This is a genomic window from Hyphomonas sp. (genome assembly GCF_046313735.1).
GTDB lineage: Bacteria > Pseudomonadota > Alphaproteobacteria > Caulobacterales > Hyphomonadaceae > Hyphomonas.
This window is the reverse complement of the sequence record NZ_JBKBXW010000014.1, coordinates 17,366-38,662: the sequence shown is the minus strand read 5'-3', so window position 1 is coordinate 38,662 and position 21,297 is coordinate 17,366. Positions and strand designations below refer to the sequence as shown.

The window sequence follows — 21,297 nt, the reverse complement described above, 5'->3', positions numbered from 1 at the left end:
CGAAACAGGACCCGCCCACTTCTGCTGCGAGCATTTGAAGGACACTTCCCATGACGCGCACCCTGTTCACGCCTTTCCGGCTGAAGAATCTGGACCTCAAGAACCGCATCGTCATGGCGCCCATGACGCGCTCGAAATCTCCGGGCGGTGTTCCGGGGGAGGATGTGGCCGATTACTATGCCCGCCGCGCCGCCGCCGATGTCGGCCTGATTGTCACCGAAGGCACCACTGTGCGCCGGGGCGGCTCGTCCAACGATCCCAACGTTCCGAATTTCTACAAGGCCGATGCGCTGGCCGGCTGGGCGCGCGTCGTCTCCAAGGTCCACGCCAATGGCGGGGCTATCGCGCCCCAGATCTGGCACCAGGGCATGGTGCGCAAGGCCGGCACCGGGCCGGAACCGGACGCGCCGACCGACAGCCCCTCCGGCATCACCCATACCGGCAAGCAGGTGCTGCCCGAGCCCACCAGCGCGGAAGTGGACGATATGGTCATGGCCTTTGCCGATGCAGCGGCGGAGTCCAAACGCCTCGGCTTCGACACACTGGAGATCCACGGCGCGCATGGGTACCTCGTCGACCAGTTCTTCTGGGACGCGATGAACAAGCGCTCCGACAAATATGGCGGCAGCCTGCCCGAGCGCGCGAGCTTCGGAGGCGACATCATCCGCGAGATCCGCAGGAAAGTCGGCCCGGACTATCCGATCATCCTGCGCTATTCGCAGTGGAAGCAGCAGGATTACACCGCCCGCCTCGCGCCCACGCCGCAGGAGCTGGAAGCCTTCCTGAAAGTGTTCGTCGATGCCGGCGTGGACTGTCTCCACGTCTCGCAGCGCCGCTATTGGGAGCCGGAATTCCCGGAAATCGATGGCGAGAATGGTCTCAACGGCGCCGGCTGGGCGAAGAAGCTCACCGGCCTTCCCACGATCACCGTCGGCTCGGTCGGCCTGAATGGCGACTTCATCTATGCCTTCGCCGGTCAGGGCGCCGGCCAGCGCTCGATGGACGACCTCGAAGCGCGGCTGGACCGGGGCGAATTCGACCTCGTCGGCGTCGGCCGCGCCCTCCTGCAGGACCCCGAATGGGCCACCAAGGTCAAGGAAGGCCGCGTCAGCGAAATCGCCGACTACGACGCCAAGGCACTGGCGACGCTTTACTGATGCTGTAATCCGGCAAGGCGCGGGCTTCGTACTGACAGCACAGACTCTCAGCACGGAGCCCCTGCTCATGCGCAATGCACGCCTTGTCGCGCCTGTCCTGGCGGCGGGCCTCACAACTGCCGCCGCCACCGGCTGCGCCACACCCGGCCCGGCCCAGCTGGTCCGTTTCGAGGGCGCCCCGCGGCAGCTGGTGCTGGAAGACTACTTCCTTGGGGAGACGCGCGCCTATGGTCTGTTCGAGGACAGGTTCCGAAATGTCCGCCGTCAGTTCACGGTCGATATCCTCGGAGAGGTCGAGGGCAACCGCCTGACCCTCACCGAGCATTTCGTCTATGATGATGGCGAGCTCGACACCCGCATCTGGGAAATCGACATCCTGGGTAATGGCCGCTACCGGGGCACTGCTGGCGACGTGCCGGGCTATGCCGAAGGGCAGGTCACCGGCAACGCCTTCAACTGGAAATACAAGGTCGACCTGAAAGTCGGCGACTCTGTCTGGAATGTCGGCTTCAATGACTGGATGTTCCTGATGGAAGACGGCGTGCTGATCAACCGCGCCTATGTCACCCGCTTCGGCGTCGAGATCGGCCAGGTGACCATCGCCTTCAGGAAGCCCTGAGCCGGCTCAGCCAAAAATCCGCACAAGGATAATTATCGCGAAGGCAGCGATCGGCACAAACTGCGTCAGCGCCAGCCCGCGGCGTATGCCGCGCTCATCCTCTTCGCTCAGCGCGCCGGGCGTGTCATCCTCCGGCCAGGGCGCGCGCTCATTGCCCCAAAGGGTGAGGAAGCCAGTCTTTCCCTCCGCCATCGGACGTTCCACCAGCTGGACGCGGGCGCGGTTTGCAAGGGCGCGCGCGGCGTCGCCGGCAAGCGCCGTATACTGACCAGTGTCTGCCACTGGCCGGTCTTCGCCGAGCGCGATCACCCCGCCGGATTTCAGCCGGATGGCATAAACCCGGTTCAGCGCGGTCAGCCCCAGGCTGCGCATCGCTTCCTCGCGCCACTCGATGGCCGCGATGGAAGAATAGGCGAGGGGGCCCACCAGGCTTGGCTCTGGCCCGGACAAGAGCCGCCAGACCGGCAGGCTGAACCAGGCCTCCTCCGGCCCCAGCTGGATACGCCAGCGGCTGCGGAAGATGAAATCGCGCACCATGATGCGGCTGAGGGCAACAAACAGAAGACACGCCCCAAAAAGGGAGAGGCCGAACACCAGATCGCCGCCCACGGTAATCTCCGCCGCCAGCCAGACGAACATCAGCATCATCAGCGCCATCAGGCCGATCAGGAAGGCAGAGGTGAAAACCTGCAGCCCGCCATAGCGGAAATCCTCCCGCGCGGTGGTCTCATCCTTGCGTGCCATGGCAGCTCCCCCTCTTCAGATCAAGGCGCAAGCCCGCCCCGAATCGGGTCAGCGCCGCCTGAAGCTCGCGCAGGGCGCTACGCTTGCCAATTGCCTGTTCAGGGGGGAAGGGGCCGAAGCCGCGCAGCGGGCGGGTGTCTTCACGGGCGCCCCCTGCTATATGTTCGCCATGAGTTCCAATCCGAATCGCCTGTCGATCAGCCAGATGGCCGCCGCCCGCCCGCCCGCGCCCACCGGGCAGGCCGCCTATCTCGGCGGCCTCAATCCGGAGCAGCGCGAAGCCGTGCTGCACACCGAAGGCCCGCTGCTGGTCCTCGCCGGCGCCGGCACGGGCAAGACCCGTGTGCTGACAGCACGCCTGGCGCATATCGTGGCGACGCGGCTCGCCTGGCCCTCGCAGACGCTGACGGTGACCTTCACGAACAAGGCGGCCCGCGAGATGCGCGAACGCGCGCTTGCCCTGCTCGGCGAGGCCGGCGAGGGCCTCAGATGGCTCGGCACCTTCCACTCCATCTCGGCGCAGATCCTCCGCAGGCATGCCGAACTCGCCGGCCTGAAATCCAGCTTCACCATCCTCGATACCGATGACCAGGTCCGCCTCTGCAAGCAGATCGTGCAGGCCGAGGGCCTCGACCCGAAACGCTGGGCGCCGCGCTATCTCGCCGGCCTGATCGACAACTGGAAGAACAAGGCGCTCACCCCGGACAAGGTGCCCGCCGAGGACGCCGCCCTGTTCGGCAATGGCAAGGGCATTAAATGCTATGAGATCTACCAGGCGCGGCTGAAAGTGCTGAATGCCTGCGATTTCGGCGACCTGCTGATCCACAACATCACGATCTTTCAGCAGAACCCTGATATCCTTAAGGAATATCACGACCGGTTCCGCTATATCCTGGTCGATGAGTATCAGGATACCAACGTCGCCCAATATCTCTGGCTGCGCCTTCTGGCGCAGGGCTCGAAGAATATCTGCTGCGTGGGCGATGACGACCAGTCAATCTATGGTTGGCGGGGCGCAGAGGTGGATAACATCCTGCGCTTCGAGAAGGACTTTCCCGGCGCCAAGGTCGTCCGGCTGGAGCGGAATTACCGCTCCACCCATCATATCCTCGCGGCCGCCTCCGGCGTCATCGCGCACAATCGCGGCCGCCTCGGCAAGACGCTGTATGTCGGCGATGACAATGCCCTCGCCGCCGACCCGGATGCCTCGAAGGTGCGCGTGCGCGGCCTGTGGGACGGGGAGGCGGAAAGCCGCCTGATCGCCGACGACATCGAAAGCTGGGTGCGCGCGGGCGGGCGGCATGATGATTGCGCGGTCCTCGTGCGCGCCTCCTGGCAGATGCGTGCCTTCGAGGAGCGCTTCATCCTGCTGGGCATTCCCTACCGCGTCATCGGCGGCCCGCGCTTCTTCGAGCGCGCCGAGATCCGCGATGCCCTCGCCTATCTCCGCCTCATCCGCTCCCCCGATGACGACCTCGCCTTCGAGCGTGTTGTGAACGAGCCGAAGCGGGGCGTGGGGGATTCCTCCATTGCCAAGCTGCAGGCCTATGCCCGCGCCGATGGGCGCAGCCTCTTCACGCTGGCGCCGCTGGTGCTGCAGACTGACGAGATCAAAGGCCCGGCAAAGCGCGGCCTCACCCAGTTCATCGACCAGATCAATTTCTGGCGCGGCCGCCTCGCAGACGGCATGCCCCATACCGAGCTTGCCGAGATGATCCTCGAGGAGTCCGGCTATACGGACATGCTGCAGAAGGACCGCAGCCCGCAGGCGCAGGGCCGGCTCGACAACCTCAAGGAACTCGTCCGCGCGATGGGCGAGTTCGACAGCCTCGCAGGCTTCCTGGAGCATGTGGAACTGGTGATGGATGTCGCCGCCGGCGGGGCAGGGGAGGACCAGGTCCAGATCCTGACGCTCCATGCCGCCAAGGGCCTCGAATGGCCGATGGTGTTCCTGCCGGGCTGGGAGGAGGAAGTCTTCCCCTCCCGCCGCAGCCTCGACGAAAGCGGCCTCAAAGGGCTCGAGGAAGAGCGCCGCCTCGCCTATGTCGGCATCACGCGCGCGCGGGCGCGCTGCTACATCTCCTTCGTCGCCAACCGGCAGATCTATGGCCGCTGGCAGGCCGTGATGCCCAGCCGGTTCATTGACGAACTGCCGCCTGAACACGTCGATGCCGTGTCCGAGACCGGCTATTCCGGCCTGCCTGCGGGGACAACCGCCTTCACTGGCACGGTGGAGGACCTTGGCGAGCGCTCCGACTATCAGAGCCCCGGCTGGAAGCGGCTGAAGGAGAATGCGGCCCGGCCCACCGGCGCCCCGCCGCGCGACGCCTCCGGCCTCACCGCCACCGACACCGGCGCCTCCGGCTTCAGGACCGGCGCTCGCGTCTTTCATGAGAAGTTCGGCTATGGCCGGGTCGCCTTCAGCGAGGGCAACAAGCTGACCGTCGATTTCGACAAGTCCGGCCGCAAGAAAGTCATCGCCACCTTCGTGACAGCTGCCTGAGCGGCAAGGGGTGCAGCGCCGGGCTCAGGCGGGGCGGCCGAGGGGGAGGATGGGCCGGCTCCGCTGTTCGCGCTGCTTCAGGGGCTGGGAGGAAACACTGCGGGCCGCCCGGCGCTGCAGGTGAACCCTCTCATATGGCAACCCGACGAAATCCGAACGCGGCGTTCACCTGCCGGTCATCTGCGCAGGCGGCGCCCGCCTCGCCGCGCCAGATAGCCCCCCGAATTCCTGAATCGGCCACCCCGAACGGTTAAGAAAATCGGAACGAACTGTACCATAACCCCTGAGGGGCCTGCTCGAATCTCCACTCAGCATCGCAAGAAAGCGCCTGTTTGCAACAGATTTCACGCATATGTACGACTCGTTCCGTTTAACTGAGCCCGGACTCTTGCTTTAATGGGGCGTTAACGGCAGATGGTGTACGGGGCTGGTATCACACGTGCGCGCAAACCCGGACGGTACGATCCGGACCGTATAGGAAAGAGCTGATAACAGCATGATCGGTAGCCTTCTCGGCCTGTTGTCCACAGACATGGCCATCGACCTCGGGACCGCCAACACCCTTGTCTATGTGAAGGGTCAGGGCGTCCAGCTCGATGAGCCGTCTGTCGTCGCCTACATGACGCAGGGCGGCCGCAAGATCGTCTATGCCGTCGGCGAGCAGGCCAAGAACATGCTCGGCAAGACGCCCGTGAACATGGAGGCAATCCGCCCCATGCGCGACGGCGTTATCGCGGACTTCGAAGTCGCCGAGGAGATGATCAAGCACTTCATCCGGAAAGTGCACAATCGCCGCGCCTTCGTCTCCCCCCTCATCATCATCTGCGTGCCAAGCTCCGCTACCAGCGTCGAGCGCCGCGCCATCCACCAGTCGGCCCTTGCCGCCGGCGCCCGTCATGTCGAGCTGATCGAGGAGCCCATGGCAGCCGCCATCGGCGCCGGCCTGCCGATTGATGATCCGGCCGGCTCCATGGTCGTCGATATCGGCGGCGGCACCTCGGAAGTCGCGGTCCTGTCGCTTGGCGGCATTGTCTATTCCCGCTCGGTGCGCGTCGGCGGCGACAAGATGGACCAGGCCATCGTCAACTATCTACGCCGCGAGCAGAAAATCCTCATCGGCGAAATGTCTGCCGAGCGGATCAAGAAGGAAATCGGCACCGCCCTGCCGCCGGAAAACGGCACCGGCATGGCGCTGACCGTGCGCGGCCGCGGCACGCTGGACGGCGTTCCGAAGGAAACCGAGATCACTGAGGCGATGATCGCCGAAGCCCTGAAAGAGCCTGTGACCGACATCGTGGACGCGGTGAAAATCGCGCTCGAAGCCATGCCGCCGGAACTGGCGGCGGACATTGTCGACCGCGGCATCGTGCTCACCGGCGGCGGCGCGCTGCTGCGAAATCTCGACACCGTCATCCGCAACCAGGCCCAGCTTCCGGTGATGATCGCAGACGATCCGCTGAAATGTGTGGTCAACGGGTGTGGCCATGTGCTCGAAAATTATTCAAAAATGAAAAGCGTCCTCTGCCCGGAGGTCTGAGTCGCGGGCAGCGCGGATCGGCGAGGGAGCCAGACACATGGCGCGCTTTGGCCGCTCAGGTCAGAAAACAGCCGGCCGCGGGGCCCGCAGGCTGGTGCTCGGCGTGCTCATCGCCGTGGCCCTTGCGCTCGTGGTCGCGCAGAGCGCGCCGCAGATCAGCAACTTCTTCGTGCCCGCCCGCACCACGGTCAGCGACCGGCTGCGCGCCCCAGACGAGATCGGCCTCTGGGCCCGTATCACCGGCCAGGCCGTCCGCGAGCGGCGCATCCGCGAACTCGAAGGCGAGGTGCGCGACCTTGCCCGCTACAAGGCCGCTGCCATTTCGATGGCCGACCGGCTGGAAGCCTATGAGCGCATCCTGAACCTGATGGGCGAGCCGCCGGAGCGCGGCGTCACTGCCCGCGTGATGACCGAGGTCGATGGCCCGTTCTCGCAGACCCTGCTCGCCAATGCCGGCCGGCTGCAGGGCGTCGCGCCCGGCTCTGTCGCCGTCAATGAAGGCGGCCTTGTCGGCCGCGTGATCCATCTCGGCGAGCGGTCGGCGCGCATTCTCCTGGTGAGTGATTATTCGAGCCGCCTGCCGGTGATGGGCGAAGTCAGCGGCGTGCGCGGCATCATGTACGGCCAGGACCGCGAGGCCGGCCGCCTCAGCGACATGCCGGAAGAGACAGATTTCATCGAAGGCGAGCGCATCCTCACCTCTGGCGATGGCGGCGCCTATCCGCGCGGACTCGTGGTCGGCACGGCCCGCAAGGAAGGCGGCAGCTGGCGCGTGCGCCTCGCCATGCGGGAGCATCCGGGCGGCTATGTCCGCATGATCTATCCGCCGGAAATCCCGCAGCCTGTGCCAGAACCTCCGCCTGAGTCTCCGCCCGCCGAAGCGGTCAGCGAAGCCGGCGTCGGAGCCGTCCAGCAAGGGGGAGGGGCCCCATGAACCGTCTCGCCCTTGGCAGGAAGCCCAAATCCATCTGGAGCGGCCTTGCGCCCAGCGCCCGGCTCGCTTTCGGTGCATTCTTCATCGCGCTCGCCGGCACGATCGGGATGCTTCCGCGCGAACTCTTCGGCGTGACGATTGCCTGGCCTTATGCGGCGCTCTGGGGCGCCATGGGGTGGGGCCGGGCCGGCCTGTCCGTCCGCCCGATGGTCCTGCTGCTTCTGTTCGGGCTGATGCAGGACATCGTCTCGAATGCGCCGCTTGGCTGTTTCGCGGTGATCAACCTCGCCGTCTACGGCCTCAGCGCCTTCATTACCGAGCAGACAGACGGGATGCGCGATGCCCTCGTGGCAGCCGCCGGGCCGGTCTTCATGCTCGCGGCGGCCTTCCTGATGGTCTGGGTGTTCGCCAGCGTCACGACGAACCAGCCCGTGCGGTCTTCGCCGATCCTCATGTCGGTCGCAACGACCGGCGTCTTCTATCTTGCAGCCTGGCGGATGTTCGATCTCGGACGCCGGCCGGGCGAAAGGCCAGGGCAGAGCGAATGAGCCGGAAGCACAAAAACGCCGATGACGTGTTCGACCGCCGCCTGTTCATTGCAGCAGGCGTTGGGGGTGTGGTCTGGGCCGGGCTCGTCGCGCGGCTGTTCCAGCTGCAATATCTGGAGCGCGAACGGTATCAGCGCCTTGCCGCCGCCAATCACATCAAGCTGGTGATGGCCCCGCCGGAGCGGGGCCAGATCCTCGACCGGTTCGGCCGCCCGCTTGCCTCCCAGCGCCAGGCGGGCCGGGTGACCGTGATCCCGGAACAGCTCTCCGATCCGGTCGCAACGCTGGCGCAGATCTCGCGGCTCATCGAACTTCCGGACGCGCGCGCCCAGCGCATCCTCGACGACATCCGCAACGCCCGCCGGCGCAATGCGGCCTTCCTGCCCGTCATCGTCGCGCAGGAGCTGACCTATGAGGATTTCTCCCGGATGCAGGTGCACGCGGCAGAGATGCCCGGCGTCGATGTGCAGATGGCCTCGACGCGCTCCTATCCGCGCGGTCGGGATTTCGCCCACGTTCTCGGCTATGTCGCGCGCGCCAGCGCAGAGGATCTCGAACGCCTGACAGAAGGGCTCGGCCCGGAAGACCGGCGCACCTATCAGGAAATGTTCCGCCATCCCGATATGCGCACCGGCCGGCAGGGCATGGAACGCTTCGCAGAAGACTGGCTGCGCGGCCGCCCCGGACGCCGCCGGGTCGTCGCCAACGCCCATGGCCGCCCGCTCTGGGAACCCGAACAGGACCCCCGCCAGGCCGCCGTGCCGGGCAAGGACCTCTACGTCACTATCGACGCCGAGCTACAGCGCATCGCGATCGAGCGTTTCGAGGGCGAAAGCGGCGCAGCGGTCCTGATGGAAGTCGCTACCGGCGATATCCTCGCCATGGTCTCCACCCCGGCCTTCGACCCGAACAGTTTCGTCAACGGCATTTCCGGCGCAGACTATGCGCTTCTGCGTGATGACCCGCGCGCGCCGCTCTATCCGCGCGCGCATGGCGGCGTCTACCCGCCGGGTTCGACCTTCAAGATGGTGGTTGCCACCGCCGCGCTCGAAGCGGGCGTCGTCAAGCCGTCAGACCGGGTGCGCTGCCCCGGCCATTACCGCTTCGGCAACCGCACCTGGCATTGCTGGAAACGCGGCGGCCATGGCTCCATGGACATGCATGAGGGCATCAAACAGTCCTGCGACGTGTATTTCTACGAGATCGCCCGGCGGACCGGCGTGCGCAAGATTGCCGAAGTCTCGCACAGGTTCGGCTTCGGCGAGGCGTTCGTGCTGGGCATGACTGGCGGGCGCGCCGGCCTTGTGCCCGATCCTGACTGGAAACAGCGCGTGCGCGGCGAACCCTGGTTCGAAGGCGAAACCCTCAACTTCGGCATCGGCCAGGGCCAGCTTGGCACCACGCCGCTGCAGCTTGCCCTGATGACCGCGCGCATCGCGTCGGGCGGTGCAGCGCTCCGTCCCCGGATGATCGGCCTCGGCCCGGAGACGAATGATGCAACCCTCGATGGCCCGCTCGATGCTGCGATCATGGAGATCCAGAAGCGCGGCATGTATGGCGTGACCTCTGAAGGTGGCGGGACAGCCGTACGCTCCGGCGATCTCGGGCTCGGCGGGCCCCGCATGGCCGGCAAGACCGGCACCGCCCAGGTGCGCCGCATCACGGCTGCCGAGCGCGCCGCAGGACGGGTGCGCGGCGGGGATGACATCGCCCGCGAGCTGCGTGACCACGCCCTGTTCGTCGGCTATGCGCCGCACAATGATCCCAAATACGCCGTCTCTGTCATCGTCGAGCATGGTGAGGGCGGCTCGCGCACCGCAGCGCCCGTCGCGCGCGACATCATGGCGGCGGCCCTGCGCCTCGACAGTGGGCGCACGCCCAAATACCAGCAACAAGCCGCGACCGGCACTTCCCCTGACGGGGATCCTGCATGAGCCGCGAGGGATATACAGGCTTCACCCGGGGCGAGGCGCGCACCCGTATCGCCAGTTCGGACCTGCAGTTCGCAACCTTCGGGCCGCTCGCCAAGCTCGCGCGCCTGCCATGGGGCACCATCCTCGTGATCAGCGCGATGGCGTTGACCGGCGCGGCGATGCTGTTCTCCACCGCCTGGGATCCGGTTGCCCAGGCGCCGAACCCCGCAGAGGCCGACCTCTGGCGCAACCACCTTGTCCGTTTCGGCATCGGCCTCGTCCTTCTACTGGTGCTCGCGCTGACGCCGCTGAAAGTCTGGGCGGCGCTTGCCTTTCCGGCCTATTTCGCCACGCTTGTCCTCCTGATCCTTGTGGATCAGTTCGGTGTCATGGGCGGCGGCGCGCAGCGCTGGATCCGCATTGGCGGCATGATGCTCCAGCCTTCGGAGCTCGCAAAACTCACCATCACGATGGCGCTCGCCCGCTATTATCACACCGTGTTCAGCACCAATAATCACGTGCCCGGCCTGCTGACCCATCTGGGCGCCCTCGGCATCATCCTCGTGCCCGCCGCGCTCGTCTTCAAGCAGCCGGACCTTGGCACCACGCTCGCGCTCGTTGCGTCCGGCTGTATGCTCATCTTCTTTGCCGGCCTGTCGCTCAGGATCGTCGGCAGCGTCCTGGCGCTCGGCATCGCCTCGGTTCCGGCGCTCTACCTGTTCATCCTCGCCCCCTATCAGCGCGAGCGGGTCGACACCTTCATCGCGGGCCTGACGGGCGAGCCGACCAATGGCCTCGGCGAGAGCTACCAGATCGAACAGGCCAAGATTGCCATCGGCGCGGGCGGCGTGCGGGGCAGGGGCTATCTTCAGGGCATCCAGTCGCAGCAGGATTATGTGCCCGAACAGCATACCGACTTCATCCTGACCGTGATTGCGGAGGAATTCGGCCTGATCGGCGCAACCGCGCTTCTGACGGCCTTCGCCTTCCTGCTCGTGTGGTCATTCCTCGCCGCCCTGCGCTGTCGCAGCTGGTTCGGGCGGCTGGCTGCCTGCGGGGCGGCCTCCACCGTCGCCTTCTTCGCCATCTTCAATATCAGCATGGTGATCGGCTTGCTCCCGGTCGTCGGAATGCCGCTGCCGTTCATCTCCTATGGCGGCACCGCGCTGCTCACCGTCATGGCCTGTTTCGGCCTGATTATCTCGGCGCATGTCCATCAGGGCGAGAAGCTCACCGCCCGGGGCCTTATCTGACCCCGCTTGCGCAGCGTATCGCGTTGATTTTTGCCCCGTGGCCGGTAACGTCACGCCAAACAGTGCCCCGGGGAGCGTGATTCATGGCAGACATTGGCCGCAAGGCTGAAACCTGGGGCTCCAGGTTCGGCTTCATCATGGCAGCGGTCGGCTCCGCCGTCGGCCTCGGCAATTTCTGGCGCTTTCCCTACACGGCCGGCCAGAATGGCGGCGGCGCCTTCATCATCATCTACATTCTCTGCGTCCTGCTGATCGCCCTGCCGCTGCTGATGGCGGAATACTCGATGGGCCGCAAATCCGGCATGTCGGCGGTCGAGGGCGTCCAGTCGCTCGCCCGCGCCGAAAGCAAGAGCCAGAACTGGGGCATCATTGCCTGGGTCGGCTCGCTCACCGCCTTCTTCATCCTCACCTTCTACATGGTGATTTCCACCTGGCTGCTCGCTTACCTGATCCAGGCCGTTGGCGGCGACCTGCACGGCACGACGGCGGACGAATCCGCGCAGAACTTCCTCAACACCATCGGGCAGGGCGACATGCCCATGAGCTCGAAATGGTACATCCTGATGCTGCTTGGCCTGTTCATCGCAGCCAACATCTTCATCGTCGGCCGCGGTGTGAAGGCGGGGATCGAGCGGGTGGCCACCATCCTCATGCCGGCCTTCTTCATCATGGTGCTGGTCGTGGTCGGCTTCTCGATGGCGAATGGCGATGTCGCGCGCACCGCCGCCTTCATCTTTGAGCCGAAATGGGAGGATGTCGGCTTCAAGACCTTCCTCGCCGCTCTTGGCCAGGCCTTCTTCTCCATCGGAGTCGGCGTCGGCCTGATGATCACCTATGGCGCCTATCTCGACCGGCGGACAAACATCCCGCAATCCTCCGGCATTATCGTGGGCTCTGACACCTTCGTCGCGCTGATCGCGGGCTTTGCGATCTTCCCGATTGTCTTCGCCGCCGGGCTTGATGAAGCCGCCGGCCCCAGCCTGTTCTTCATCTCCATGCCCGTCGCGTTCGAGGCGATCCCCGGCGGCAGCCTGTTTGCCATCGTCTTCTTCGCGCTCGCGCTGTTTGCGGCCTTCACCTCCTCCATCTCGCTGATGGAAGTGTCAGTCTCATGGCTGGAGGAACGCCAGGGCGTCACCCGCGTCGGCGCAGCCTGCGGGGTCGGCTTCGTGCTGTTCATGGTCGGCGCGGCCTATGTCTTCTCCCTCGACTATCTCGACTTCATGGACTTCATGACCGAGGGCCTGCTCCTGCCGCTCGGCGGCCTGCTCGCGGCGATCTTCGCCGGCTGGATCCTCAGCCGCGACATGCTCACCTCCGAGCTTGGCGAAGGCATGATCATGAATGTCTGGCGGTTCCTGATCCGCTGGTTCGTCCCGCCCTTCATCGGCCTCGTCCTGGTCTTCGGCTTCCTCGACAAGATCCAGGACCAGTACCACGTCCAGCTCCCGGGCGCCCTCGAAGTGCTGCTCGGCCCGAACTGGGAGGCGGAAGAGTAGGGGGCGTCGCTTCGCAACCCGTAGGGCGGATAGAGCGAAGCGAAATCCGCCACCCGCGAAACACAGCGCCCGTGTGCGTCGGATTTCGGCCATTCGGCCTCTATCCGACCTACGAGAAGCGATTTGGCTAAACCCGCGCCCTGACGCCCAGCTTGTCCGCAAAATCATCCGTGGCCTGAACAAGGCGGTCCACGATGCCGGGCTCCATGGAGGAGTGTCCGGCGTCCGGCACGATGTGCAGTTCGGCATTCGGCCAGGCCTTCGACAGCGCCCAGGCGCTCGAGAGCGGGGTGACCACGTCATATCGTCCGTGTACGATCACGCCCGGTATGCCGCGCAGCTTTGCCGCCGCCTGCTCCAGCAGCCAGCCATCGGTTTCAAAGAAGCCGCCATTGACGAAATAATGGCATTCGATGCGCGCGAAGGCATCAACGAAATCATCCTCATTGAAGCGCGGCGGCGCCGTCAGCGGCCCCTTGATCGAGAGGGTTTGCCCCTCCCAGCGCGACCAGGCGCGCGCTGCCTCGATACGCGCCTGCGGGTCGCTGCCCGTCAGGCGCCGGTAGAAGGCGTGCAAGAGGTCGCCGCGCTCTGCTTCGGGAATGGGCGCCACATATTGCTCATACGCGTCCGGAAACAGGTGGCTCGCGCCGGACTGGTAGAACCAGCCGATCTCCGCCTTGCTGACGAGGAAGATGCCCCGCAGCACAAGGCCCAGCACACGCTGGGGATGGGTCACCGCATAGGCGAGCGACAGGGTCGAGCCCCAGGAGCCGCCGAATACAAGCCAGGCTTTCACCCCCGCCTTTTCGCGCAGCGCCTCCATATCAGCCACCAGGTCCCAGGTCGTGTTCTCGCGCAGTTCCGAATGGGGCGTGGAGCGCCCGCAGCCGCGCTGGTCGAACAGGAAGATGCGGTAGCGCTCGGGATCGAAGAAGCGCCGCATCTCGGGGCTGGAGCCGCCACCGGGGCCGCCATGCAGCGCGACGACCGGAATGCCATCCGGATTGCCTGATTCTTCCCAGAAAATCTCATGCAGGTCCGAAACCCGCAGGCGCCCTGACGCATAAGGTTCATGCCGATAGTATAAGGACCTGCGTGTCTGGCGTCTGTTCATGCGCTCTTCACATATTCTGGGGCAGTTTCCTGTGGATTGCTGGACATGGTCAGACGTGTCCCTTAGGGTTTAATCCGAACGCGGAAATCGGCTGAGGGTGGATCACAGGTTTGATGCGGCTGCTTTTTGTCTCTCTATCCCTAGGCATTCTCGCAGGATGCGCAACCGTTTCGGTCGTATCCGGGGAAACGACCGTGGAAACCTCGCTCACCCAGAGCCAGTCGGCGCTCCGCCTCGCCTCTGATGCGTATTGCGACATGCTGGCCGAAAAGGGCTGGGCGGAGGCAGACCGCGGGATGCTGGGCCTGGCGAACACGCTGCTGCATGGCCGCGCCACCCCCGCCGGTGCCGCCTATACCAGCCGGATCGGCGCCCACACCCATGCCCCCGCCATCGTGCTCGGCCGCATTGCTGCCGACAGCGAAGCGGCGCGGGCCGGCCTCGAGGCGGTCACAAGTGAAGCCCGCGACGTGCTGACCGGCACAGCGGGCGAAGGATCCGGGCGCGGCGATGTCATCAGCTATGAGCGCGCCCTCGTGCGCGCCCAGATCGCCTATCGCAGCTTCGCCGAGGCGCTGGACGCTGTATCTGTCCGCGCAGATATGGATACGTCGCCGGTCTCCGAGGAACTCACCCGCTTTGCCAGCGCCATTGACGAAGCCCGCCGCGTCGCAGACCGGCTGGCGGATCGCTATGCCGGGGCCGGCGGCGCCGTTTCCTGATCTATCTTCGCGAGGTCAGTCCTTGCGGGGCAGGGCATAGGTCACGATCGCATGGCTTGCAGGCTTCTCCGCCCCCTCGATCCGCACATCCACCTCGATCACCGCCAGCGCCTGGCCAATCTTCATAAGCCGCCCCTCCGCCAGCACCGCCTTGCCGATGCACGGGCGCAGGAAGTTGATGTTGAGGTTGCTGGTCACCGTCATCGGCTCCAGCCCGGTCACGGTCATAATCGCCATATAGGCCGCTGTATCGGCGAGGCTCATCTGCGTCGGGCCGGAGATATAGCCTCCGGGGCGCAGGTGCCGCGCGTCTGCCTCCAGCCGCACGATGGCCCGGCCGGGCTCCATCAGCACCACCTGGTTCTCGTCGCCGCGCCCCGGAAACGCGCCGTTCAGGAAAGCGTTCGCCTCATCGGCGGTAAACTTCGTCATGGCCTGCCCTCCCGTCGCGGCACCGCTTGATCCCGGTCAGCCCCCGCGCAAACTTGCCCCTCAGAGCGCCGCCCGCCTAGAGGTCACGCCGAGGAAGGAGACACCCCATGCTCACCGCCGGAGACGAATACCCTATCCACCAGACGCCCGAGCCCATCGCCTTCGCCGGCTCCGACCGCAATTTCTATGACCGGTTTTTCTTCAACGGCTACAGCGCGGATGGCGCCACCTTCTTCGCTGCCGCAATGGGTATCTATCCGCACCTCAACATCATTGATGGCGCAGTCTCTGTCCTGCGGGGCGGCAAGCAATCCTCGGTCTTCTTCTCCCGCCCGCTGAATATGGAGCGGATGGACATGCATGTCGGCGGGCTCTCGGTCGAGGTCCTGGAGCCGCTGAAGCGCGTGCGCCTTAAGCTCGCCGAAACCGACGGCATCGCGCTCGACGCCGAATTCACCGGGCGCTCTGCCCCCATCGAAGAGCCGCGCTTCACCCGCCGCATCGGCCCGCGCATGATGATGGACCTGACCCGCATGACGCAGAATGGCCGCTGGTCCGGCAAGCTGCGCATCGACGGGCAGGAAATCGCGATTGATCCGGCCAGCTGGACCGGCACGCGCGACCGTTCCTGGGGTGTGCGCCCCATCGGCGCGCCGGATCCCCAGCCGATGATCCCGCCGATGCCGCCGCAATTCTACTGGCTCTGGACGCCCACCCAGTTCCCGAACCTCTCGATGTTCTTCCACCGCAATGATGACGAACATGGCGAGGCCTGGAACACCCGCGCCGTGCTGATGCCGGACGGCGCGCCGCAGGGCTCGGGCTTGCATCTGGGCGAAGCGAACATGGATGTGCGCTACGCGAAAGGCACGCGCCGCATGGCCTCGGCCACCCTCGCAGTGAAGGACCCCTCCGGCCGTCCGCATACGGTGGAGTTTGAACCGATGGGCACCTTCCTGATGAAGGGGCTCGGCTATGGCCATGCCAAATTCCGTCACGGGGCTTTCCAGGGCGACCAGCTGATGACCGTGCGGGAGGATTGGGAACCTGCGAGCCTTACATGGGCCAACCCCGAAAACCTCCACATCCAGGAAATCGTCCGCGCCGTCCATAAAGGCCCGGATGGGGAGACCTCCACCGGCATCGGCGCCTATGAGCAGCTTTTCATCGGCAAGCACGCACCAAGCGGCTTCAAGGACATGCTCGACGGGGCGGGGTGAAATAGAGGCGTGATTTTTGCGGGCAGGGCGGGTAAAGCCCCGCCATGCTCGAAATCCGCAACCTTGATTACCGCGTCGAAGCGCGCCCGCTGTTCGAGGGCGCCTCCGCTCGCGTGTCTGCCGGCTGGAAAGTCGGCCTGATCGGGCGCAACGGCACCGGCAAGTCCACGCTCCTGCGCCTCATCCGCGAGGAAATCGCCGCACCCGGCAAGGACAGCCCCATCCGCCTGCAGAATGGCGCCCGCCTCGGCTGGGTCGCCCAGGAAGTCGCCCCGACAGACCAGACCATCCTCGATGTCGTCCTCGAGGCCGACGCTGAGCGCCACGCCCTGATGCAGGAAGCCGAAACCGCGACCGATCCCGACCGGATCGGCGACATCCATGCCCGCCTCCTCGATATCGATGCCTGGACCGCAGAGGCGCGCGCCTCCGAAATCCTGATGGGCCTCGGTTTCACAACCGCCGACCTCTCCCGCGCGACGCGCGAATTCTCCGGCGGCTGGCGGATGCGGGCCGCCATCGCCGGCGCACTCTTTGCCCAGCCCGACCTCCTGCTGCTGGACGAGCCGACCAACTATCTCGACCTTGAAGGCGCCGCCTGGCTCGAAGGCTATCTGCGCCGCTATCCCAACACGGTCCTCATCGTCAGCCATGACCGCGAGATGCTGAACCGTTCGGTCACGCACACGATGGCGCTGGAACACCGTAAGCTGACGATCACGCCCGGCGGCTATGATGACTGGCTGAAGCTGCGCGCGGCAAAACTCGCCCAGCTCGAAAGCCAGAAATCGAAACAGGACAAGGACCGCGCCCACCTGCAGGCCTTCGTCGACCGCTTCCGCGCCAAGGCTTCCAAGGCCCGGCAGGCGCAGAGCCGCATCAAGATGCTGGAGAAGATGCAGGAAATCACCGTTCCGATCGCGGAGCGGACCCTGCCTTTTTCTTTCCCGGAGCCGGAAACGAAACTCTCCCCGCCGCTGCTGGAGATCGAGGACGCCCATCTCGGCTATGGTCCGCAGGCGGTCATTCTGAAAAACGTCCGCCTGCGGCTGGATCCTGACGACCGCATCGCCATCATCGGCACGAACGGGCAGGGCAAGACCACGCTGGTGAAATCCATCGCCGAACGCCTGCCTTTGCTCGCGGGCAATCGCAAGGTGCCGAAGAAAGTCGAGATCGGATACTTCTCGCAGGACCAGCTCGATGAGCTGACCGAAGGCGACACCGTCCTCGAACACGTCATGCGCGCCCTGCCGAAAGATACCCCCGTCGCGAAGCAGCGCGCCGTCGCTGCCCAGATCGGCTTCAGCCATGAGAAGGTCGAAACGAAGGTCGAGAAACTCTCCGGCGGCGAAAAGGTCCGCCTCATCCTCGGCCTCATCGCGCTCGCAAAGCCCCACATCCTGATCCTCGACGAGCCGACCTCCCACCTCGATATCGACAGCCGCGAAGCGCTTATCTATGCGCTCAACGACTTTCCCGGCGCCGTCCTCCTGATCACCCATGATGTGTACCTCGCCGAGGCAACCGCCGACCAGCTCTGGCTGGTGAAGGATGGCAAGGTCGCGCCCTATGCCGGCGACCTCGCCGATTACCGCGCCCTCGTCATGAGCTCCGACCGCGAGAAAGCCGGCGCCACCAAGGCCAGCGCCGACCCGGCCGAAGACCGCCGCCGCAATGCCCAGGCCCGCGACACCGCCGCGCCCCTGAAAAAGAAAGCCGACGCCGCCGAAAAATCCTTCGAGAAGGCAAACGCCCGTATACGCACCATCGACACAGAGCTCGCCAGATCCGGCCTCTCGCCCCAGAAAATGACAGAACTCTCCATCGAACGCGGCAAGCTGGAAGCAGAGGCTGCAAAAGCCGAAGAAGCATGGCTGATGGCGCTGGAAGAATATGAAGCGGCGCTGAAGGAATCTGCCGCCTCCTGACCCTGTCATTCCGGCGAATACCGGGACCCAGACTCTTCAGCAGACTGATGAAAGACCCTCACCTCCCATTGCTTCGCAATGGGCCCCTCCTCTCCCAGAGGGAGAGGGGTTTTCACCGCGCCGCTTCGAACGTCCCTTAACCCCTCTCCCACAAAGTGGGAGAGGAGGGGCCCGCCGCCGAAGGCGGTGGGAGGTGAGGGTCTTTCAACCCCAAAGCCGAGCCCCCGGCGGGCTCACAAACCCCTCCGTATACGCCAATCCCCCCTCGACATCCTCCGCCAGCCAGAGCGGCCCATCAAGGTCCGCTGCGTCCGCCAGCTGCGCCAGCAGCACCGCCGGCGCCATCGACAGCGAGCCTGCCACCATACACCCCGCCATCACGCCGAGCCCCGCCGCCTTCGCCGCGCGCGCCATGGCCAGCGCCTCGGTCAGCCCGCCGGCCTTGTCGAGCTTCACATTCACCGCGTCATACATCCGCGCGATCATCTGGATATCGCCGGCCGTATGCGCGCTTTCGTCCGCGCACACCGCAATCGCGCCCGGGCGTTTCAAGAGCGCCTCATCCTTGCCGGCAGCAAAAGGCTGCTCGATCAGCACGAGGCCCAGCCCGGCCGCCTTGCGGGAGATCGCCGCCAGCTCCGCTGCGCTCAGGCCCTCATTGGCATCCGCGATCAACCGCGCATCGGGGCGCGCACCATGCACCGCCTCGATCCGCGCGAGGCCGCCCTCGCTGCCGAGCTTCAGTTTGAGCAGCCGCCCCGGCGCCGCACGCGCGGCCTCCGCCATCTCCTCCGGCACGCCGAGGCTGATCGTCACCGCCGTCTCCACCGGCTTCGGCTCGGGCAGGCCCGCGAGCTGCCAGACCGGCTGTCCGCTCAGCTTCGCCTCAAGGTCCCACAGCGCGCAGTCAACCGCGCAGCGCGCCGCCCCCGGCTTCATCCGCGCCTGCAGCGCCTCGCGGCTGATCCCGCCCTCAACTTCAGCGCGAGCTGCTTCAATTTCCTCGATCACAGATTGCGGAGTTTCGCCATAGCGCCCATACGGCACACTCTCGCCCCGGCCCGCCTTGCCCGCTTCCTCCAGCACAACACGCACGGTTTCCGCATGGGTCTTCGTGCCCCGCGAAATCGCGAACGGCGCCTTCAGGGGCGAGGAAATGGCCGTGATCGTCATCCGTCTATGAGCCATTGGTTAATCCTGTCAGGTGAATCCGATTGGTTGCGCCGGGGCCGTTCTTAAGCATGTTTCGCTAGAAAGGTCAGGCAGGATCACAGAATGTACCATCCGACTGTCCCCGGTTTCGCGCTCGAAGAGGGCGGCGAAGGCCAGATACTCCGCCTCAGCGGGGACTGGACGGTCGCGACGATTCACCTTGTCGATGCCGGTCTCGGCGCGGTCCGGGCGGGGCAGGGGCTGGTGCTGGATGTCTCTGGTCTTGGCCGTATCGACACCTCCGGCGCCTTTCTCATTGACCGCACGCTGCGTGCCGCCGGCGCCTGGCCGGCGCGCCTTCAAGGCGATCACCCCGTCGCCGAAGGCCTTCTCGCCCAGGTCCATCCCCATGCCGAGCCGGTCTCGCCGCCTGATAAGCCCTCCGCGGGCCTGCTCGCGATGCTCGCCCGGGTCGGGCAGGGCACGATGGACTTCCTGCGCGAAGTCACCGGCATCCTCACTTTCCTCGGCGAAACGGTCGCCACCCTTGCGCGCCTCGCCCTCCGCCCCTGGAAGCTGCGCTGGACCTCGATCTTCGCCGTCATGGAAGAAGCCGGCTTCAACGCCCTGCCGATCGTCGTCTTCCTGTCCTTCTTCGTCGGCATGGTGGTCGCCTTCATCGGGGCCACGTCGCTGCGTGATTTCGGGCTGGAGATCTACACGATCGAGCTCATCGGCTTCTCCATGCTGCGCGAATTCGGCGTCGTGCTCACCGGCATCGTGCTGGCGGGGCGTACCAACTCCTCCTTCACCGCGCAGATCGGCTCGATGAAGATGCGCCAGGAAATCGACGCGATGCAAACCCTCGGCCTGAAGCCGATGGAAGTCATCGTCGCCCCGCGTGTCCTTGCCATGCTGGTTATGACGCCGATCCTCACCTTCGCGGCCACCCTCGCCGGCATCGGCGGCGGCATGGCGGTCGCCTGGTCGGCGCTGGACATCAATCCCGGCGTGTTCCTGGAGCGGATGCGCAGCTCCGTCCCGCTGGACCAATTCTGGGTCGGCATGTCGAAATCCCCGGTCTTCGGCCTCGTCGTCGCACTCATCGCCTGCCGGCAGGGCCTCCTCACCGGTGGCAGCGTCCAGTCCCTCGGCCGCGCGACCACGACCTCCGTGGTGCAGGCCATCTTCGCCATCATCGTCATCGATGCGCTGTTCGCCATCTTCTACATGGAACTCAGCATATGAGCGCCGAGGCGATCATCCGGGTGCGCGGCATGAAGGTCGCGTTCGGGCGCAATGTCGTGCTCGAGGACGCCGATCTCGATATCCACCGCGGCGAGGTCGTCGGCATCATCGGACCGTCCGGGGGCGGAAAATCCGTCATGCTGCGGGCGATAACTGGCCTGAAGCCACCCTCTGCCGGAAGCGTCGAAGTCTTCGGCCAGCAGCTCGAGAAGCTCAGCCGCGAGGACCGCATCGCGCTCGAGCGCCGCTGGGGCATCATGTTCCAGGATGGCGCACTTTTTTCGAACCTCACCGTGGCGGAGAATGTCATGGTGCCGATGCGCGAGCACACTGCGCTCAGCCCCGCCCTCCGGCGGTCGCTCGCTGAAATGAAGATCCACATGTCCGGCCTGCCGTCCAGCGCAGCCGACAAATACCCCTCCGACCTCTCCGGCGGGATGCGCAAGCGCGCCGCGCTTGCCCGCGCCCTCGCGCTCGATCCTGAACTCCTCTTCCTCGACGAGCCGACCGCTGGCCTCGATCCGATCACGGCTGCCGCGTTCGACAAGCTGATCCGCGACCTGCAACAGGCCCTCGGCCTCACCGTCTTCCTTGTCACCCATGACCTCGACACGCTGCACGCCGTCTGTGACCGGATCGCCGTGATCGGGGAGAAAAAGGTACTCACCACCGGAACCATCGCGGAGCTCAGGCATCATCCGCATCCATGGATTCAGGAATATTTCGGCGGGCCGCGCGGACGCGCAGCGGCTGCAGGACACTAGGAAA

The 21,297-nt window shown here is 65.6% G+C and carries 18 protein-coding genes; 14 read left to right on the top strand and 4 right to left on the bottom strand.

Annotated features, from left to right (window positions below):
- The first annotated feature begins 50 nt into the window (after positions 1-50).
- Both ACK4SV_RS08530 and ACK4SV_RS08525 read left to right on the top strand, forming a co-directional pair.
- Complete coding sequence (locus ACK4SV_RS08530; protein ID WP_409917396.1) at positions 51-1,157, top strand: NADH:flavin oxidoreductase; 1,107 nt, start codon at positions 51-53, stop codon at positions 1,155-1,157.
- 67 nt (positions 1,158-1,224) lie between these two features.
- Positions 1,225-1,776 carry a DUF3833 domain-containing protein gene (locus tag ACK4SV_RS08525; protein ID WP_409917395.1) on the top strand — a complete coding sequence of 184 codons (552 nt, stop codon included), beginning with the start codon at positions 1,225-1,227 and terminating at the stop codon, positions 1,774-1,776.
- Between the two features lie 6 nt (positions 1,777-1,782).
- Here ACK4SV_RS08525 and ACK4SV_RS08520 read toward each other — a convergent pair whose 3' ends face one another.
- Complete coding sequence (locus ACK4SV_RS08520) at positions 1,783-2,520, bottom strand: hypothetical protein (protein WP_409917394.1); 738 nt, start codon at positions 2,518-2,520, stop codon at positions 1,783-1,785.
- Positions 2,521-2,680: 160 nt separating this feature from the next.
- On the opposite strand from ACK4SV_RS08520, the gene ACK4SV_RS08515 reads away from it, so the two are divergent.
- From ACK4SV_RS08515 to ACK4SV_RS08485, 7 genes are all read left to right on the top strand, one after another.
- The gene (locus ACK4SV_RS08515; RefSeq protein ID WP_409917441.1) at positions 2,681-5,023 is read left to right on the top strand and encodes an ATP-dependent helicase; all 2,343 of its coding nucleotides are present in this window, start codon (positions 2,681-2,683) and stop codon (positions 5,021-5,023) included.
- A 496-nt stretch (positions 5,024-5,519) separates the two neighbouring features.
- The gene (locus tag ACK4SV_RS08510) at positions 5,520-6,560 is read left to right on the top strand and encodes a rod shape-determining protein (RefSeq protein WP_409917393.1); all 1,041 of its coding nucleotides are present in this window, start codon (positions 5,520-5,522) and stop codon (positions 6,558-6,560) included.
- 37 nt (positions 6,561-6,597) lie between these two features.
- Positions 6,598-7,494, top strand: a complete 897-nt coding sequence (mreC, locus tag ACK4SV_RS08505; protein ID WP_409917392.1) for a rod shape-determining protein MreC — start codon at positions 6,598-6,600, stop codon at positions 7,492-7,494.
- Complete coding sequence (locus ACK4SV_RS08500) at positions 7,491-8,042, top strand: hypothetical protein (RefSeq protein WP_409917391.1); 552 nt, start codon at positions 7,491-7,493, stop codon at positions 8,040-8,042. Before mreC ends, ACK4SV_RS08500 begins: the two co-directional genes overlap by 4 nt.
- On the top strand, positions 8,039-9,976 hold the full coding sequence (gene mrdA, locus ACK4SV_RS08495; RefSeq protein WP_409917390.1) for a penicillin-binding protein 2: 1,938 nt from the start codon (positions 8,039-8,041) through the stop codon (positions 9,974-9,976). The genes ACK4SV_RS08500 and mrdA overlap by 4 nt, the downstream gene beginning before the upstream one ends.
- Positions 9,973-11,208, top strand: coding sequence for a rod shape-determining protein RodA (rodA, locus tag ACK4SV_RS08490; RefSeq protein ID WP_409917389.1), 1,236 nt, complete (start codon positions 9,973-9,975; stop codon positions 11,206-11,208). The genes mrdA and rodA overlap by 4 nt, the downstream gene beginning before the upstream one ends.
- Positions 11,209-11,291: 83 nt before the next feature.
- The gene (locus ACK4SV_RS08485; RefSeq protein WP_409917388.1) at positions 11,292-12,707 is read left to right on the top strand and encodes a sodium-dependent transporter; all 1,416 of its coding nucleotides are present in this window, start codon (positions 11,292-11,294) and stop codon (positions 12,705-12,707) included.
- 127 nt (positions 12,708-12,834) lie between these two features.
- Here ACK4SV_RS08485 and pip read toward each other — a convergent pair whose 3' ends face one another.
- Positions 12,835-13,824, bottom strand: a complete 990-nt coding sequence (pip, locus tag ACK4SV_RS08480) for a prolyl aminopeptidase (protein WP_409917387.1) — start codon at positions 13,822-13,824, stop codon at positions 12,835-12,837.
- A gap of 194 nt (positions 13,825-14,018) precedes the next feature.
- Here pip and ACK4SV_RS08475 point away from each other — a divergent pair, with 194 nt between their 5' ends.
- On the top strand, positions 14,019-14,546 hold the full coding sequence (locus ACK4SV_RS08475; protein ID WP_409917386.1) for a hypothetical protein: 528 nt from the start codon (positions 14,019-14,021) through the stop codon (positions 14,544-14,546).
- A 15-nt stretch (positions 14,547-14,561) separates the two neighbouring features.
- Here the strand turns inward: ACK4SV_RS08475 and ACK4SV_RS08470 are convergent, their stop codons facing one another.
- On the bottom strand, positions 14,562-14,978 hold the full coding sequence (locus ACK4SV_RS08470; RefSeq protein WP_409917385.1) for a PaaI family thioesterase: 417 nt from the start codon (positions 14,976-14,978) through the stop codon (positions 14,562-14,564).
- A gap of 107 nt (positions 14,979-15,085) precedes the next feature.
- On the opposite strand from ACK4SV_RS08470, the gene ACK4SV_RS08465 reads away from it, so the two are divergent.
- A complete protein-coding gene (locus ACK4SV_RS08465; protein ID WP_409917384.1) occupies positions 15,086-16,198 on the top strand; it encodes a hypothetical protein in 1,113 nt (370 codons plus the stop codon).
- 44 nt (positions 16,199-16,242) lie between these two features.
- Positions 16,243-18,129, top strand: coding sequence for an ABC-F family ATP-binding cassette domain-containing protein (locus ACK4SV_RS08460; RefSeq protein WP_409917383.1), 1,887 nt, complete (start codon positions 16,243-16,245; stop codon positions 18,127-18,129).
- 204 nt (positions 18,130-18,333) lie between these two features.
- On the opposite strand, the gene dgcA is transcribed toward ACK4SV_RS08460, so the two are convergent.
- Entirely contained in the window at positions 18,334-19,317 is a 984-nt protein-coding gene (dgcA, locus tag ACK4SV_RS08455; RefSeq protein ID WP_409917382.1) for an N-acetyl-D-Glu racemase DgcA, read from the bottom strand.
- An 87-nt stretch (positions 19,318-19,404) separates the two neighbouring features.
- Between dgcA and ACK4SV_RS08450 the strand changes: the two genes are divergently transcribed.
- Together ACK4SV_RS08450 and ACK4SV_RS08445 are read left to right on the top strand one after the other, a co-directional pair.
- Entirely contained in the window at positions 19,405-20,529 is a 1,125-nt protein-coding gene (locus ACK4SV_RS08450; RefSeq protein WP_409917381.1) for an ABC transporter permease, read from the top strand.
- Complete coding sequence (locus ACK4SV_RS08445) at positions 20,526-21,293, top strand: ABC transporter ATP-binding protein (RefSeq protein ID WP_409917380.1); 768 nt, start codon at positions 20,526-20,528, stop codon at positions 21,291-21,293. The genes ACK4SV_RS08450 and ACK4SV_RS08445 overlap by 4 nt, the downstream gene beginning before the upstream one ends.
- Positions 21,294-21,297 lie beyond the last annotated feature (4 nt).